We start from the raw sequence: 16,559 nt of genomic DNA on the forward strand, positions 1-16,559 counted from the left end.
TCATCTCACCTCGCTCCAGGATTTGGACAGCAGGCCTGCCGAATTGATAATACCGACCAGCGAGTAGGTCTGGGGAAAGTTGCCCCAGAGTTCGCCCGTCTCGTAGTCGAGATCCTCGCTCAGCAGGCCCGAGCGGGTCGTGTGGCTCAGCATGGCGCAGAACAATTGTCGTGCTTCCTGGCTGCGGCCGGTCAGGTAGAGAGCCTCGATCAGCCAGAAAGTGCACACATTGAACGCCGTTTCCGGCGCCCCGAAATCGTCTTCCGCAGCATAGCGCAGCATGTGGTCGCCACGCCGCAAGTCCCGTTCGACCGCGGCAAAGGTCTTCAGGAACCGCTCGTCGTCGGGCTTCAGAAATCGCAACTCGACCATCTGGAGCAGGCTTGCATCGAGATAGTCGCTTTCGAAGCTCGCGCCGTAGTGCTGGCCTTCCTCGCTCCATGCGTTGGCTTCGATCTTGGTGCGAATGGCCTCCGCGCGCTCTTTCCACAAGGCGGCGCGGTCGTTCTTGCCCAGCTGCAAGGCCACGTTGGCAAGCCGGTCGCAGGCAGCCCAGCACATGACCGCAGAATAGGTGTGCACCTCTTGCCGGGTCCGGAATTCCCACAGGCCGGCATCCGGTTTGTCATGCTTGGCCCAGGCTGCCTCGCCCACCTCTTCGAGGTGCTCGAAGTCGGTCTCGTCCGCCATTCGCAGCAATCGCGTATCGAAGAATGCCTGCGCGGTTGGCATGACGATCTGGCCATAGCAGTCGTACTGGACCTGCTTGTAGGCCGCATTGCCCACTCGCACGGGCCCCATGCCGCGGTACCCCTGGAGATGCGGCGCGAAGCTTTCGTGCAGTTCCGCCTCGCCCATGACCGAGTAGAGCGGCTGGATCTGTCCGCCGCGGGCCTGGTCGATGATGTTGCGCAGGTAGGAGAGATACTTCTCCAGCACATCGAGCGCGCCCAGGCGGTTCAATGCCTGCACGGTGTAATAGCTGTCGCGGATCCAGCAGTACCGGTAGTCCCAGTTGCGCTCGCTGCCGGGCGCTTCGGGCACCGAGGTGGTCAGCGCGGCCACGATCGCGCCGGTTTCCTCGTGCTGGCACAGCTTGAGCGTGATGGCAGAGCGGATGACCTCTTCCTGCCATTCGAGCGGTATGTGCAGGCCGCGGACCCAATGTTGCCAGTACTTGCGGGTATTGGCCTCCATTCGCCGCAATTCGCTTCGGAGGTTGCCCACGAACGGCTCGTCCGGGCCAAGGAAGAAATGCTGGTCACTTTCCACGCGATAGCTTCGCCCCTCAAGCACGTAGCCGACCGGTGCATCGGTCGAGAGGCGCAGCGTTTCGTCGCCGATGCGATAGCGCACGTGATTGGTGCCGTTGGTCGTCGTCGCCTCGCCAGCCCCGTAGCCGTGCATGGGGGCCAGCCTGACACGGACCCGCGGTGCGCCGGCGACGGGCCGGATGATGCGAATGAACGCCACGGGGCGGTACATCCGGCCCGAACCTTCGAAACGCGGGGCAAAATCGGTGATTTCCAGGGCGCTGCCGTCCTCGGCCTCCAGCCGGGTCACGAGGACCGGCGTGTTGCGCACGTAATGCTGGGCGGCGGAAACCTGCCCTTCCAGTTCGAACCGCCAGACGCCCTGATCCTGCCGGTCGCCGTTGAGGAGTGCGCAAAAGGCCGGATCGCCATCGACCCGCGGGATGCATCCCCAGACGAAACCACCCGTCTCGTCGACGAGGGCGCTGACCTGGCAATTGCCGATGGGTGACAGTTCGAGCGAGCTTCCTATTTCCACAACTCCAGCCACTGGTGGACAGCAGTCACGCTGCCCAGGTGATAGCGTGCATTCTTGCTGGCCCGTTCGCCTACCGCAATGCCGAAACCTCCGCATTCGATTGCGGCGGCCATCCCGTCCTCGTCGGTCACATCATCTCCAATGAAGATGGGGCGTGCTCCTGCAAAAGTCGCTTCGGAAAGGAAGGCGCGCACAGCCCCTGCCTTGTTTGCCCCGGGCCTGACCAGTTCGGCTATGGCCTTGCCGGTCGTGACTTCGAGATCGAACTGCGCGGCGACTTGCCGTGCGAAATCCAGAACCGCCTCACCCATCTCGGGGTTCCGCCGGAAATGGAGTGCGCCGCCATGGGTCTTCTCTTCGTAGAGAAGGTCGTGCGTCGAAGCGAAGGCGCGGAGCTGCGCCACCGCGCCCGGCGGAAGCCCTTCCGGCTCGGGTCCGACAAGCGAACCGTCCGCCCGCCGCCGTGCCACTCCGTGTGACCCCGCGCGATACAGGCGCACATCGCCCAGATGGCGCTCGAGATCGTCCAGCGCACGCCCGGAAACCAGCGCCAGCCTCCCCTCCAGCCGGTCGCGCAGGTCGTGGAGCGAGCCAACCAGCGTTTCCGGAATGTGGATCAGGCCCGGCTCGGGGGCCAGTTCTACCAGCGTACCATCGAAATCTAGAAAGAGTGCCGCAGGGGCCTGCACCAGCAGGTCCGCAAGGGGCGGCGGGGATGGAAGCGAGGATTGGCTGGCCATCGCCACCCGACTTAGCGGTTGGCGCGCCCGGGTCAAATGCTCACTGCTGCGTATCTGCCGTATCGGGAGAAAGGATGAGGTTGCCATCCTCCACCCGCCAGCCCTTCAAGCGCGAGAGGAAGTTCATACCGAGCACGTTGGTGCGCCCGAGATTGGGTGCGATGACCGCGTCGAGCCCTTCGGCGCGGATATTCCCGAATGAGAGGCTGGGGACAGTGGTCAGTTCTGCGGTCACTGTGCCGTTGGCGGTGCCGAGCATGACGGGCAGTCCGCCCGGCCGAGGCTGGAGGCCCGCCGCTTCGGCAGACTCGGTCGAGAACGCCGTCAGCGTTGCTCCGGTGTCGACCATCAGCCGGGTCGGCACCCCGTTCACTTCGGCGCTGAGCCAGAAATGGCCGTCCGGCGCCATGGGTATGACCGTTTCCGCCCCGACGATGCTCTGCTCGGGCAAGCCGATTTCGGTCATCGTGTCGAGACGGGGATCGAAGCGGGCGATTTGCAGAAATACGGTTACAAGTATGCCGACAAGCGCCAGCGTGCTGAGCGTGCGCACGGCGCGACCGCCGGCGACTTCCCGCCTGAGCATGGCCGAACCGATCCAGCCCAGCAGCAGCGCGGCGATGGTCGCAACGAGCAGGCCGGAGCGCGGAATGGCTCTGATGAGTTCCGCACCTGCGTCGATTATTGCCTGTGGCTCCATGGCTCTACCCTAGCGCAGAATTGCTTGCGCCGCGATCACTGTTACGGTGCTTCGCGCTGCTCGCTCGCCTCGGCCAGGGTCACCGAAAAACGGCCTTCTTCGTCGGTCCATTGCTGGAGCGGGGTCCATCCGCCTGCGAGCAGCATGAGGTTGGCACTGCGCCGCGTGAACTTGTGGCTGTTCTCCGTATGGATCGTTTCGCCCTTATCCATCATGAACTTTTCGCCGGACACGGAAAACACAATGTCTTTCATAGCCTCGAGATGCATCTCGATGCGGGCAAAATCATTGTTCCAGATGGCGCGGTGGGCTAGGTCTCCAGTTGGAATAGTCCCGTCGAGTTCGCGATTGATACGCTCGGCAAGATTGAGGTTGAAGCGGGCTGTCACGCCCTTCGCGTCGTCATAGGCCGCCTCGAGCACCGCCTGGTCCTTTACCAGGTCCATCCCGATCAGCAGCATCGGTCTTTCGCCCCGGCTGCCGCGAAGGGTCGCACGCATCGAACGCAGGAGGTCGACCGCCGTTCGCGGCACCATGTTTCCGATCGTGGAACCCGGAAAGAAACCGAGCTTCTTCAGCGGCACGATGGCATCGGGCAATTCCACCTCGCGCATGAAATCCGCTTCGACGGGGTGTACCGGCAAGCCCGTAAACTTGCGCGCGAGGGCAGCGGAAGAAGCGCGCAGGAAATCGCCGGATATGTCGAGCGGGACGTAGGCGCCCGGCTCGATAGCCGACAGCAGCAGCGGCGTTTTCACCGAACTTCCCGACCCGAATTCGACCACCGCCCTTCCCGGCCCGATCAGGCGATGGAAGTCCGCGCTATGGTTGCGCAGGATCTCCGTTTCGGCGCGGGTGGGGTAATATTCCTCCAGCCGTGTGATTTCCTCGAACAGGGCAGAGCCCGCATCGTCATAGAACCAGCGTGCGGGAACCGCTTTCTGGCGCTGGCGAAGGCCGTTCAGAACGTCGGCGCGAAACGCGCGGTCGACGCCATCCTCGTCCAGGTCGACGAGCGCAATTCCCTGTGTCGGCGTCATATGTCCCTCGCGAGCCTGAGGCCGGTGAACTGCCAGCGCTGGTGCGGATAGAAGAAGTTACGATAACTCGCCCGCGAATGGCCGCGCACGGTCGCACAACTCGCGCCCTTGAGGACGAACTGCCCGCTCATGAACTTGCCATTGTATTCACCCACCGCCCCCGACGCCGGCCGGAAGCGCGGATAGGGAAGATAGGCCGAGCGGGTGAATTGCCAGCAATCACCGAAGAGACCGCGCTCTCCGCGAGGTAGCGGGGGGACAGCGGCATCGAGCTGGTTTCCACCTTCCGGATCATGTGCGGGCTCCTCCCCTTCCTGGCCTCGGGCGATGGCTTCCCATTCGAATTCGGTCGGCAAACGGTTACCGGACCAGGTCGCAAAGGCGTCGGCCTCGAAATAGGAGATATGGGTGACAGGCGCGGCAGGATTGCGATCCTGCCAGCCGCAATGCGTGAAATGCCGGTCGTCAGACCAGTACAGCGGCGCAGCGATGCCGTTCTCGCGCACCCAGGCCCAACCGTCCGACAGCCACAGGCTTGCCGTGCGGTAGCCGCCGTCTTCCATGAACTCGGCCCATTCGCGGTTCGTCACCAGGTGCGCCGACAATTCGAACGGTTGGAGCAGTACGCGGTGCGCGGGCCCCTCGTTGTCGAATGCGAAGCTATCTGCCTGGAAGCCGATCCGCGCGACACCGCCCGGATAGGAATGCCATCCATCCTCGACTTTTGTCGCCCCCTGAACTGGTTCGGACCACATCGCCGGGCCCAGCGGGTTCTGGAAGAAAGCGTGCTTGATGTCGGTCAGCAGCAATTCCTGGTGCTGCTGCTCATGCGCGATGCCCAGTTCGATGAGCGGGACCAGCTCTTCGCGGCCGAAAAGCGGCTCCATCGCCTCGTCTACAATGGCCCGCCACTCGATAACCTGTGCCAGCGTTGGCCGAGACAGCATGCCTCGCGAGAAGCGGTTTATCCGCTCTCCCTCGGCCTCGTAATAGGAGTTGAAGATGAAGGGCCAACTCTCGTCGAACAGGCGGTAGCTGTCCAGGTGATCGCGCAGGAGAAAGGTTTCCCAGAACCATGTTGTATGCGCCAAATGCCACTTTGCCGGCGAGGCATCCTCCATCGACTGCAGCGTGACGTCGGCTTCGGACAGGGGCGCAACCAGCGCTTCGCTCAGCCTGCGGGTTTCTGCAAAGTGGGCGGCGAGCGCGAACGGGTCGCGCGCAATACTGGCAGCATGGGACGGAATCTGGCCCCTCCCTCCATCAGATTGGATGCCGGAAATCGGCAGATATAGGTACCATGACGCATTTCGATGACAGTTTAAAGGGTTAGTCCCGATAAACGCTCTCGCAGCTAACCTATGATAACTTATGAGCTTTCAAGCTGCACGGGCGACCAGGTTGCGGCCTGCGCGTTTCGCCCCGTAGAGGGCTGCGTCGGCCCGGGCGAAAAGAGAAAGAGCGCCCTCGCCCACTTCGTGGGTGGCGTGGCCTGCACTGATGGTTACGTCGGGAATGGGCTGCGAATGGGTGCCCGCCTCGACGGCCCAGCGCAGGCGTTCGGCAGCATCGAGCGCTTCCCTGTCATCGCAATCGGAAAGCAGCCACAGGAACTCCTCGCCACCGATCCGGCCGACAAGATCCCCGTCCCGCGCATGGCGCAGCGCGATCTGGGCTACCCTGACAAGCACCTTGTCGCCACTTGCATGGCCATTCTGGTCATTCACCTCCTTGAAGTGGTCGATATCGAACATGACCATTGAGAGCGGCTTGCCAGATCTCGCGGCATCGAGAAGGGCGCGGTCGAGCGCTGCCATGATCGCCCTCCTGCTCGCAAGCCCGGTGAGGGCATCGGTATTTGCTTCGCGCCGGGCCTCTTCCGCAAGCCGCAATGCGCGCGCCTTTTCCTCCTCGACCTGTTGGACCATCGCGTAATCCTCGGTGACATCGCGAACGACCATCAGGACGCGTTCAAGCTCTCCTTCCGGAGAAAACACATTGCGTGCGCGGGCCCTCAAAATGCGGGCCTCACCGTCCGGGAGCAGCAGTTCGAACTCGGCAGCATAGGGCTCCCGATCGGGAGCGTGCGCGGCCAGCGTCACCTCCAGCTGGACCATTCCGTCAGGCATCAGGTGCGCGAGTAACTCATCGTTCGGTGCTACATCCGTGGGCACCCCCGCGATCTGGCACATTTCCTGCGACCAGAGATGCCTTCGGTCAGGCCATTCGATACACCAGCGCCCGATTCCGGCGAGGCCCTCGACAGCCTCCAGATGCCGGACGTCGCGTTCGAGTGCACGGTTGCGGCGGTCGAGGCGGCAAGTGCGGCGCAAGTGCCTCGTAACCAGCAATCACATGCCGCAGCATGCCAGGATGAGCCCTGCAGGCGCGGATCGCAGATACAATGCCAGAGCCAGAATTCCTGTGGTCCAGCCGACCACGAGCAGCGCCATGGCGGAGCGAGAGGCAATTGGTGTTTTGTATGATCCGTTGGTCCGTGCCATGGCATGATGCATGGCACGGGCCCCGATAATGGTGGGCGAAGAGTCGCTAGGTAGGACTACCTAGTCCCAAACCCTCAAGCAGCGTCGGCCTTCAGTTGGTCCTGTTCCGCGTTGAGAGTTTCGGCGATCAGGAACGCCAGCTCCAGCGACTGGGCAGCGTTGAGCCGCGGATCGCAATGCGTGTGATAACGGTCCTTCAGCGCCTCGTCCGTGATGGCGATGGCCCCGCCCACGCACTCGGTCACGTCCTGGCCGGTCATCTCGACATGGATGCCGCCGGGATGCGTCCCTTCGGCGCGGTGCACTGCGAAGAAGCCTTTCACTTCGGTGAGGATGCGATCGAAGGGCCGCGTCTTGTAGCCGCTGTCCGACTTCACGACGTTGCCGTGCATCGGGTCGCAGCTCCACACGACCGGATGGCCTTCCGCCTTCACCGCGCGGACGAGGCGCGGCAGGCCGTCTTCCACCTTGTCGTGGCCGAAGCGGCTGATCAGCGTGATCCGCCCAGGCTCGCGCGCCGGGTTGAGCGTGTCGAGCAGGCGCAGCATCGCATCGGTTTCGAGGCTGGGTCCACACTTCATGCCGAGCGGATTGCCGATGCCGCGCGCGAATTCGACGTGGGCGCTGCCTTCGAAACGTGTGCGATCGCCGATCCAGACCATGTGCGCGCTGGTGTCGTACCAATCGCCCGTCAGGCTGTCGCGGCGGGTCAGTGCCTGCTCGTAGGGGAGCAGCAGCGCCTCGTGACTGGTGTAGAAGCTGGTGCCCTGCAACTGCGGGACGGTTGCGGGATCGATCCCGCAGGCCTCCATGAAGTCGAGCGCTTCGCCGATCCGGTCGGCAAGGTCGGCGAATTTGTCGGCCCAGGGGCTACGGCCCATGAAATCGAGCGTCCACTGGTGGACCTGCCGCAGGTTCGCATAGCCACCGCCGGCGAAAGCGCGCAGCAGGTTGAGCGTGGACGAGGCCTGGAAATAAGCGCGGACCATGCGCTGCGGGTCGTTCGTCCGGCTGGCAGGATCGAAATCGATACCGTTGATATTGTCGCCGAAGTAGCTCGGCAGGGTCATATCGCCCTGCGTCTCCGTGTCGGAGCTACGCGGCTTGGCGAACTGGCCTGCCATGCGACCGACCTTCACGACCGGCTTCTTGCTGGCGAAAGTCATGACGACCGCCATCTGCAGCAGCACGCGGAAGGTGTCGCGGATGTTGTTCGGGTGGAATTCCGCAAAGCTTTCGGCACAGTCGCCGCCTTGCAGCAGGAAGGCCTTGCCTTCGGCCACTTCGGCGAGATCTGCCTTCAGTGCACGCGCCTCGCCGGCGAAGACCAGCGGCGGGTGGCTCGACAGAGCAGTCGTCGCTTCCTCCAGCGCGGCGGGGTCTTCGTAGCGCGGCAGGTGCCGTGCTTCGAACGCCTGCCAGCTATCGGGTGCCCATTCGCGTGCCATTACTCATCCATTCTTCGTTACTTGCGGCCGGTGACAGAGCCGCATCGGCCCTTTTCGCGCAAGCAGCATAAACTTGGCCAGCGCAAAAGCGCGATTGCCGTGATCGGTCCCTAGCGGCCGGTGACAGTCGTCATGGCGGTGGCGGTCGCCAGTTCCTGGCCCTGCGGAATGACGGCCATGCGCCAGCCGGAAGTGCCACCAAAATATTCCTGCGCCAGCGCCAGCATGATGTCCGGGCTGGTCTGCGAATAGTCGTTCAGGAACCCGCGCAGTGCCTGCATTCGCCGGGGATCGACCGTGGAATTCTCCAGCTCCAGCAGGAAGAAGTAGTTCCCGCTCGAAATCCGCTCGTAATAGTTGCGCAGCGGTTCGGCCGCTTCGGCCAGTTCGGCCGCCGTCGGCGGGGTCTGGGTGAGCTCGCGCGCGATGCGGTCGGTTTCCGCGAAGAAGGCCGGCACGTCGCCCGGACGCAGTTGGGCCAGCGCGGTAATCGTCCCGCCGCTCTCTACATCGGTCGGCCAGTCGAGCCGCACGACCGGTGCATAGCTGGCACCAGCCCGCTCGCGCATGGCATCGCGCAAACGGTTGTTGAACACCTCGGTCAGGATCGCAAGCTGCCGGGACTTGCGGATTTCACCCGGCCCGGCACCTGCCGGCCACGCCATCACAGCCGCAGCCTGGTCGGCTTCGCCCTGGTGGTAGCGCACCTGCGTCGCACCCGGCTGGGCAAAACCGATTTCGCGGGCCAGTGCGGTCGCGGGGATCGCTTCGCGAGGCGGCAGCGCGCCGAAAGTCCGGCGCAGCGTCTCGACCGCATCTTCCTTGTCGTAATCGCCGAAGATCAGCACCTCGACGGGCCCTTGCCCCAAGGCCTTCGTCCAGCCCTCGCGGAACTGGTCGAGCGTCACGCCTTCCAGCATGTCCGGCGTCGGCGTCAGGAAGCGACGGTCCTGCCCGTAGAGGTAATATTCGAGGTCGCGGTTGATGACGCCTGCAGGGTTCGATTCGTAGCTCTGGTAAGCGAGCCTTCCGGCGGCCTTGGCCCGTGCCAGCGGTGCCGCATCCCAGCGCGGCATGCCGAGCTTGGCAGCAAACAGGTAAAGCTGGTCGGCAAGGTCCTGCTTGCGGGTCTGGGCCGCGAAAGTGAACGCACCTTCACCGATGCCGAATTCGAACCCTAGCTTGCGGCCCGTCGCGAGCCGGTCGAGATCTTCCTGGTCCAGTTCACCGAGGCCGGACTGGATGAGAGCGCCTTCGCCCAGCTGGATCAGGGCTGCATCCTCCGGACCGAAAGCGCGTAGCCCCGCGCCGAAGCGGACCTTCACCGCGATGCGTCCGGGCTCGTTCTCATTGGCCAGCAGGAGCGCATTCACGCCATTGGCAAATTCGATCCGCTCGACATCGCCCAGCGTGTGCGGTGCCCGTGCGACGATAGTCCCCGGTTCGCCCACGGGCGGCAGGTCGTCGAAGGAAATGGACTGCGCAGCAAGCCGCGCATCGCCTGCGCTTTCGACGGGCTTGGACAGTGCCGCCACGACGCCCGCCTTGCTGGCTTCGTTCGCATCCGGCGTGATGTAGGTGGCGCGGATGACATCGCCATCGAAGAGCTTGCGGGTCGCCTCCAGCACGTTTGCAGGATCCGACTTCCGGCGCATCGACTTGAAGACCATCAGGAAGGTTTCGGGCGCCGCGATCGCTTCGCGAATATCGACCGCGTTCACGAGGTCGTCGGCATAGCCCGATCCCGCGAGAACCGAGCGCTGTTCGACGAGGTTGGCATAGCCGACCTCCATCTCGTCGAGTTCGCGCTCCATCTCCTCGCGCGTGGGCGGGTTGGCGAGCGCGTCCGCGATGACCGAGCGCACATCCGCAAGGGCAGCCTCCCAGTCCTCCGTCAGCGGCGCGAACTGGACCAGCGTGGCATGGGTCGACCGGCTGATCTTCGCCTCGCTGGCCTGCGCGTAGAGGAAGCTGCCACCCGCACGCGCGCGCGCCTCAAGACGGCGATTGATGAGCTGGAGAGCAAGCTGCTCGCGCAGGCGCCCCTCGTTGTAAACGATGGTGTCCTGCACCTGCCGCCACGGACGGAAATAGCCGTAGGTGAAGGCGCGCGGCAGGGTCGGCTCTACGATGACCGCCACTTCGCCGACCGGATTTTCCGCGTCCGCGCCAGCAGGCGCGACCGGATCGCCGAAATCGGGGGCAGGTGCCGCCTTGCCGGTCGCTTTCCATTCCCCGAAGTACTTCTCGATCAGCGAAGCGAACAGGACAGGGTCGAGATCGCCGACGACCGAGATCACGGTGTTTTCCGGTCGATACCAGCGGTCGTAGAATGCCTTGACCGATTTGCCGTTTGCGTTGCGCAGGCTTTCCTCGGTCCCGATCGTCAGGCGTTCCGCCAGTCGCTGGCCGGCGAACAACGTCTTCATCGAGGCCTCGGAGACACGCTCGCCCACGCCGCCGCGCTCGCGCTTCTCGGCAAGGACGATCGGCACTTCTGTACGGACATTCCCGTCTGACAGGACCGGTGCTCGCACCATGCCTGACAGCAGTTTCATGCTCTCGTCGAGCTTGGCCGGATCGATGTTGGGGAGGTCCAGCTTGTAGACCGTGTGCGTCGAGCTGGTCTCGGCATTGGTGTCGCTGCCGAAGGTCGCGCCGAGCCGCTGCCACGTGGGAATAGCCTCGGAAATGCCGAGATACTTGCTCTCGCGGAACAGGAGGTGTTCGAGCAGGTGGGCATAGCCGAGCTCGCTGTCCTCCTCGTGGAGGGAACCCGCATCGATGCGGACGCGGATGGACACCTGGCCCGGCGGAACACCGTTCTCGCGCACGCCATACCGAAGTCCGTTATCAAGCTCGCCGAACAGCCATTCCTTGTCGCGAGGGACGTCGCTGCCCTCGTAAATCCACGGGACCTCCCCTTCGGCCTGCAGCGAGGCGGGCCTTGGCGCATCCTGCGCCACCAACGGTTGGGCGGCGAGAAACGCGAGGGGAAGGACGAGCGCGAAACGCCCGGCGGCGCGCGGGAAATCGGTCATGCCGGGCATATAGGGGGCGGGGAAGTGAAGGACCAGTGAACACCGGCATTTTCGCAGCTTCGCTTGCCGTTGGCCCCTCGGCCTCCTACATCGCGGCCATGTTCATAGAGACCGAAACGACTCCCAATCCGTCTAGCCTGAAGTTCCTTCCGGGCGAGGCTGTCATGGGACAAGGCACCCGCGAATTCGCCACCCCCGAAGCAGCCGAGGCAAGCCCGCTCGCCCAGGCCATTTTCGACACCGGCGAGGTCACCAACGTCTTCTTCGGAAGCGATTTCGTGACTGTGACCGCTGCACCGGGTTCGAGCTGGACCGATCTCAAGCCGCAGGTGCTTTCCATCCTGCTCGACCATTTCGTCTCGCAGGCCCCGCTTTTTGCGCCGGGCAGCGCGGGCGGGATCAGCGTTCCTGCCGAGGACGCGGACCTGATGGTCGAGGAACGGGCCGAAGATGCCGACATCGTCGCGCAGATCAACGAACTGCTCGAAACCCGCGTGCGCCCGGCGGTTGCCGGTGACGGCGGCGACATCCAGTATCGCGGCTATCGCGACGGCGTCGTCTATCTTCAGATGCAGGGAGCCTGTTCGGGATGCCCGTCTTCTTCGGCGACGCTCAAGCACGGCATCGAAGGCCTGCTGAAACATTACGTGCCCGAAGTGGTTGAAGTCCGCGCCGCCTGACCTGTTCCTGTTTCCTGACGCGAGTTCACTTCATGACCAAACAGTTCCACGACACCGTCCTTGGCGCCGAAGCGCTCGACCAGCTTTTCCGCAAAGCCCGCAGCTACAATGGCTGGCTGCCCAAAGACGTGTCGGACGACCAGATCCGCTCTATCTACGAACTGCTGAAGATGGCGCCGACCTCTGCAAACATGCAGCCGGGCCGTTTCGTCTGGGTGAAGTCGGACGAGGCCAAGCAGAAGCTCGCGGCCTGCGTTTCGGAAGGCAATGAAGCCAAGGTGCTGGCCGCCCCCGTCACCGTGATCATCGGCTACGACATCGACTTCCACGAAGAACTGCCTTGGCTGTTCCCGCATACAGACGCGAAGAGCTGGTTCGAAGGCGACGAAAAGGGCCGCGAACAGGGTGCATTCCGCAATTCCTCGCTGCAGGGCGCGTACCTCATGCTGGCCGCACGCGCCGTCGGCCTTGACTGCGGTCCCATGTCGGGTTTCGACAATGCGGCGGTGGACAAGGCGTTCTTCGGCGACAACCCGCGCCACAAGAGCAACTTCATCTGCAGCATCGGCTATGGCGACCGCACGACGATCTTCGATCGCAGCCCGCGCCCCGATTTCGGCAAGTTCAATACCATCGCCTGACTTGAAGCGAACCGCAGGCTGAGGCAGGGCGCACGGCATGCGAATGCTGGCAATCGAGACTGCGACCGAAGCCTGTTCGGTAGCCCTGTTCGAGGACGGGGACGTCATCGGCTCGTTCCACGAGACGATCGGGCGGGGCCATGCCGAACGTCTGGTCCCGATGATTGCAGAGCTTCCCGGCAAGGGCCGCGCAGACGAAATCCGCGTCTCGCTGGGTCCTGGCAGCTTCACGGGCGTTCGCATCGGGCTTGCCACAGCGCGCGCACTTGGCGTTGCATGGGGGACGCCCGTTCGCGGGTATCCGACGCTGGCTCTGGTCGCCGCGATCGCACAGGCCGAGACTGCCGGACCAGTTACAGTCAGCATGAACGGCGGGCATGGCGAGTGGTTCTTGCAGGAATTCGCGGCAGACGGCTTGCCGGAAACGGAGGTCCGCTCGCTTGACCCCGAGGAGGCAAGGCTGGCGGCCCGCCATCCGGTTGTTGCAGGCAATCGCGCGGCGCAGCTGGCCGAAGGACTGGATGGCCCCCGTCGCGCTCTCGATATCCTGCCCGATGCACGCGGGGTCGGCTCAATGGGCGAACGCCTGCTGATGGACCAGCTATCCCCGATCTACGGCCGGCCGCCGGACGCGAAGCTTCCCGGCGCATGAGCGACATCGACAAGCTGATGGCCGTGATGGAGAGCGCCTTCGATCCCTATTGGCGCGAGGCGTGGACGCGCCGGCAAGTCGAGGATTCGCTTTCACTTTCTTCGGGCTTCATGTTGCTGGCCGATCAAAACGGCGAGGTACCAAGTGAAGCGGCAGATGCAGCGGGATTTGTTCTTGCCCGCAAGGTATTGGACGAAGTCGAACTCCTGTTGATCGGAGTATCACCTGACATGCGCGGACGGGGCATCGGCCGCCTGTTGCTCGACCGGTTCTTCGAAGCATCCCGAGAGGCGGGAGCAGCCCGGGTCTTCCTTGAAATGCGCGCGAACAATGATGCCGAAAGGGTCTATCTGGCCGCCGGATTCGAGCCGATCGGTCGTCGGCGGGACTATTACCGCACGCTCGATGGCACCCCAATCGACGCGGTCACATTTGCCAAGTCATTGTAATTTCATGACCCAAGTAACGTCCAGTTGTATGGACGCGACAAAATTGTCGGTTTTATACAATCTCATGTAGACAGTCCCTAATGGTCGGCGTATCCCATAGAAAAGGGAGAAATATGACTATGGACCACTTCGAAACCGATATAGCCGAAACGTTGATTACGCTTACCTCGGATATCGTTGCCGCGCATGTGAGTAATAACAGCGTGGCCGTCGACGATGTCCCGGCCCTGATTTCGAATGTCTATGCAGCGCTCGCCGGTCTCGATGGCACTTCGGTCACCGAAGAAGCGCGTCCGGATCCTGCCGTTTCTGTCCGCGCGTCAGTCAAAAGAGACCACGTTGTCTGCCTCGACTGCGGCAAGAAGATGAAAATGCTTAAACGGCACCTTTCCACCGAACACGGCATGACCCCTGACGAATATCGTCAGCGCTGGGACTTGCCCGGTGACTATCCGATGGTCGCCCCCGACTATGCGGACACCCGCCGTGACTTGGCGAAGAAGATCGGCCTCGGTCGCAAGCCCGGCCAGAAGCGCGGACGCAAGAAAGCGGCGTAATCCGCATCCCTCGCTTGAGAACAGCGCCCCGGCCCGATAAGGGTGCGGGGCGTTTTTCATTGGGGAGCCCCTTTGCACCAGAAGATCGATCTCGAACAGCTTTGCGCTGACAAGGGCCTGCGCATTACCGAACAGCGGCGCGTCATCGCCAAGGTGCTGTCGGAAAGCGACGACCATCCCGACGTGGAAATGCTCCACGAACGGGCGAACAAGATCGATCCCGGCATCTCGATCGCCACCGTCTACCGCACGGTCCGGCTGTTCGAGGAAGCGGGCATCCTGGACCGCCACGATTTCGGCGATGGCCGCGCCCGCTACGAGGCCGCACCCGAAGCACATCACGATCACCTGATCGATGTCGAAAGCGGCAAAGTCGTGGAATTCGTCGACCCCGAACTCGAAGCTCTCCAAAAGCAGATCGCCGAAAAGCTGGGCTACCGCCTCGTCGACCATCGCATGGAACTCTATGGCGTCCGCCTCGACCGCGAAAGCTGAGCGTCGCCTCGCGCGCTACACGGAGAAAAGGCTGGCAGCAGCGCGGGGCGAGAAAGTACCGCTGACCATTGCCGGTTGGGTGCGCTTCATTGCACGCACCATTGCCATTGTCCTGCTGCTGCTGCTCTTCGTGCCGCTGCACTATGCCTTCCGCATCCTGGCATACGGCTCGCCCTTTCCCATGCTGTTCCTGCGCTACACAGCCAGGGTCGTGGGCGCGCGGGTCGAGATCGTGGGCACTCCGCTGCGGCGGGACGTCTTCTTTATCGCCAACCACGTGTCGTGGATCGACATCCTCGCCATGGCAGGCGCGAGCGGGACGGCCTTCGTGGCCAAGTGGGAACTGAGCCAGGTCCCTGTGATCGGCTGGCTGTGCAGCCTCAACCGGACCGTCTTCGTGAAGCGCGAGAACCGGATGGGCGTGGCCGAACAGATCAATGCCCTCAAGGAAGCGCTGGCCGACAACTGGTCGGTCACGGTCTTCCCGGAAGGCACTGTAACCGATGGGCACTCCCTGCTCCCGTTCAAATCCAGCATGATCTCCGTGCTCGAGCCGCCACCGCCGGGTGTCCTCGTACAGCCTGCGGTGGTCGACTACGGCGAGAATTCGGAAGAGATCGCCTGGATCGGTGACGAGACTGGCCTCCACAACGCCATGCGCATCATGGCACGTCGCGGAACTTTCAAGCTGCGCATCCACTATCTCGAGCCGTTCAGCCCCGAGGAGTTCCACGGGCGCAAGGCGATTGCCGCCAAGTCGAGAGCCGAGATTGTCGAGCGGCTGGAGGCGAACCTCGGGAAGCCGCTGCGCGACTATCAGCATGTAGTCGACGCCGTGCGCTACAAGCCGCCGGCCAGCGAAACCGAGAGTTAAAGAGCGGCGTTCACCAGCCAGTCGTGGAACAATCGCACGGGCCGTTCCTCGAGCGCGGTCGGCTTGCACACGAACCAGTAGCTGTAGGGGCTTTCGACCTCGACCCCGTAGAGGTCGGTCAGCCTTGTGTCGGCAGCACGGCGCAGGTGGTCGTCATGCATGATGGCGATACCGAGGCCCTGTGCGGCAGCTTCCAGCATCAACTGGCCGGAATCGAAGTGGTCAATCGCTGCAGGTTCAAGCTCGCGCAGGCCCAGCTCGTCCTTCCAGGCGACGAAGCTTTCGGGAAGGCCGTTGTGGATGAGGAATGTCTGGCGCGAGAGCGCCTCGATATCCGGCTTGTCGCCCAGCTTCTCCGCCAGTTCCTTGCTCGCGATGGCGTGGACCATGTTGTAGTCCAGCCGCACCGCGTGCAGGCCGCTGGCGGGCCCTCGCGACAGGATGATGGCTGCATCCAGCGTGTCGCCCACCCGGTCTTCAAGGTGCGGACCTGTATCGATATCGATATGCAGCAGCGGATGTCGCGCCCGCAGTTCCGCCAAACGCGGGAACAGGCGCTGCGAACCGAACAGCGGCAACACACCAAGGTGAAGCCGCAGGACCGACAGGTTCTCCGACTGGCTTTCGACCGCACGGGCCAGCGCTTCGAGCTGGGGATGCACCGCTTCGAAGAAGGCGTGGCCGTCATCGGTCAGTTGCATCGACTGCCGCGCACGGGTGAACAGCTTCTTCCCTACGAAGTCTTCCAGATTGCCGATGCGCCGCGAAAGCGCGGACGGGCTGAGGCCGAGTTCGTCCGCTGCCGCACGCGCAGAGCCTAGTCGGACGGTACGGACAAAGGCCTCGAGGGCGCGCAGCGGGGGAAGTCGGCGGACAGCCATGATGCAACCGACCTATTGCGCACGCGCACCCGTGTCGAGCGCGAATGTGCGATTTCACGCAACAGT

The 16,559-nt window shown here is 63.4% G+C and carries 16 protein-coding genes; 7 read left to right on the forward strand and 9 right to left on the reverse strand.

The genetic code is table 11. From position 1 onward, the window contains the following. The 8 genes from GRI42_RS06870 to GRI42_RS06905 form a co-directional block, all read right to left on the reverse strand. Window positions 1-1,803: a glycoside hydrolase family 15 protein gene (locus GRI42_RS06870; RefSeq protein ID WP_325065308.1), complete on the reverse strand. Its 1,803-nt coding sequence runs from the start codon at window positions 1,801-1,803 to the stop codon at window positions 1-3. Then, window positions 1,782-2,531 carry a trehalose-phosphatase gene (gene otsB / locus GRI42_RS06875; RefSeq protein WP_160607565.1) on the reverse strand — a complete coding sequence of 250 codons (750 nt, stop codon included), beginning with the start codon at window positions 2,529-2,531 and terminating at the stop codon, window positions 1,782-1,784. Before otsB ends, GRI42_RS06870 begins: the two co-directional genes overlap by 22 nt. 40 nt (window positions 2,532-2,571) lie before the next feature. Continuing rightward, on the reverse strand, window positions 2,572-3,231 hold the full coding sequence (locus GRI42_RS06880; protein WP_160607566.1) for a retropepsin-like aspartic protease family protein: 660 nt from the start codon (window positions 3,229-3,231) through the stop codon (window positions 2,572-2,574). A gap of 41 nt (window positions 3,232-3,272) precedes the next feature. Further along, window positions 3,273-4,271, reverse strand: coding sequence for an L-histidine N(alpha)-methyltransferase (egtD, locus tag GRI42_RS06885; RefSeq protein WP_160607567.1), 999 nt, complete (start codon window positions 4,269-4,271; stop codon window positions 3,273-3,275). Beyond that, a complete protein-coding gene (egtB, locus tag GRI42_RS06890; RefSeq protein ID WP_325065342.1) occupies window positions 4,268-5,497 on the reverse strand; it encodes an ergothioneine biosynthesis protein EgtB in 1,230 nt (409 codons plus the stop codon). Before egtB ends, egtD begins: the two co-directional genes overlap by 4 nt. A 153-nt stretch (window positions 5,498-5,650) precedes the next feature. Then, the gene (locus GRI42_RS06895; protein ID WP_160607568.1) at window positions 5,651-6,622 is read right to left on the reverse strand and encodes a GGDEF domain-containing protein; all 972 of its coding nucleotides are present in this window, start codon (window positions 6,620-6,622) and stop codon (window positions 5,651-5,653) included. Window positions 6,623-6,849: 227 nt separating this feature from the next. Beyond that, the gene (locus GRI42_RS06900) at window positions 6,850-8,223 is read right to left on the reverse strand and encodes a class II 3-deoxy-7-phosphoheptulonate synthase (RefSeq protein WP_160607569.1); all 1,374 of its coding nucleotides are present in this window, start codon (window positions 8,221-8,223) and stop codon (window positions 6,850-6,852) included. 110 nt (window positions 8,224-8,333) lie between these two features. Next, a complete protein-coding gene (locus tag GRI42_RS06905; RefSeq protein ID WP_160607570.1) occupies window positions 8,334-11,264 on the reverse strand; it encodes a M16 family metallopeptidase in 2,931 nt (976 codons plus the stop codon). Window positions 11,265-11,362: 98 nt separating this feature from the next. Between GRI42_RS06905 and GRI42_RS06910 the strand changes: the two genes are divergently transcribed. The 7 genes from GRI42_RS06910 to GRI42_RS06940 all read left to right on the forward strand — a co-directional run bounded on the left by GRI42_RS06910 (window position 11,363) and on the right by GRI42_RS06940 (window position 15,612). Beyond that, the gene (locus GRI42_RS06910) at window positions 11,363-11,944 is read left to right on the forward strand and encodes a NifU family protein (RefSeq protein WP_160609115.1); all 582 of its coding nucleotides are present in this window, start codon (window positions 11,363-11,365) and stop codon (window positions 11,942-11,944) included. A gap of 32 nt (window positions 11,945-11,976) precedes the next feature. Continuing rightward, a complete protein-coding gene (locus GRI42_RS06915) occupies window positions 11,977-12,585 on the forward strand; it encodes a malonic semialdehyde reductase (RefSeq protein ID WP_160607571.1) in 609 nt (202 codons plus the stop codon). A 37-nt stretch (window positions 12,586-12,622) separates the two neighbouring features. Then, window positions 12,623-13,237: a tRNA (adenosine(37)-N6)-threonylcarbamoyltransferase complex dimerization subunit type 1 TsaB gene (gene tsaB, locus GRI42_RS06920; RefSeq protein WP_160607572.1), complete on the forward strand. Its 615-nt coding sequence runs from the start codon at window positions 12,623-12,625 to the stop codon at window positions 13,235-13,237. Further along, the gene (locus GRI42_RS06925; RefSeq protein WP_234033889.1) at window positions 13,234-13,686 is read left to right on the forward strand and encodes a GNAT family N-acetyltransferase; all 453 of its coding nucleotides are present in this window, start codon (window positions 13,234-13,236) and stop codon (window positions 13,684-13,686) included. Before tsaB ends, GRI42_RS06925 begins: the two co-directional genes overlap by 4 nt. A 119-nt stretch (window positions 13,687-13,805) precedes the next feature. Beyond that, window positions 13,806-14,243, forward strand: coding sequence for a MucR family transcriptional regulator (locus tag GRI42_RS06930; protein WP_160607573.1), 438 nt, complete (start codon window positions 13,806-13,808; stop codon window positions 14,241-14,243). A gap of 72 nt (window positions 14,244-14,315) precedes the next feature. Next, the gene (locus GRI42_RS06935) at window positions 14,316-14,738 is read left to right on the forward strand and encodes a Fur family transcriptional regulator (RefSeq protein WP_090482542.1); all 423 of its coding nucleotides are present in this window, start codon (window positions 14,316-14,318) and stop codon (window positions 14,736-14,738) included. Next, entirely contained in the window at window positions 14,710-15,612 is a 903-nt protein-coding gene (locus tag GRI42_RS06940; RefSeq protein WP_160607574.1) for a lysophospholipid acyltransferase family protein, read from the forward strand. Before GRI42_RS06935 ends, GRI42_RS06940 begins: the two co-directional genes overlap by 29 nt. Here the strand turns inward: GRI42_RS06940 and GRI42_RS06945 are convergent. Beyond that, window positions 15,609-16,493 carry a LysR substrate-binding domain-containing protein gene (locus GRI42_RS06945; protein WP_160607575.1) on the reverse strand — a complete coding sequence of 295 codons (885 nt, stop codon included), beginning with the start codon at window positions 16,491-16,493 and terminating at the stop codon, window positions 15,609-15,611. The two genes, GRI42_RS06940 and GRI42_RS06945, sit on opposite strands and share 4 nt — an antisense overlap. Between the last annotated feature and the right edge of the window lie 66 nt (window positions 16,494-16,559).

It is taken from the genome of Qipengyuania gaetbuli (assembly GCF_009827315.1).
GTDB lineage: Bacteria > Pseudomonadota > Alphaproteobacteria > Sphingomonadales > Sphingomonadaceae > Qipengyuania > Qipengyuania gaetbuli.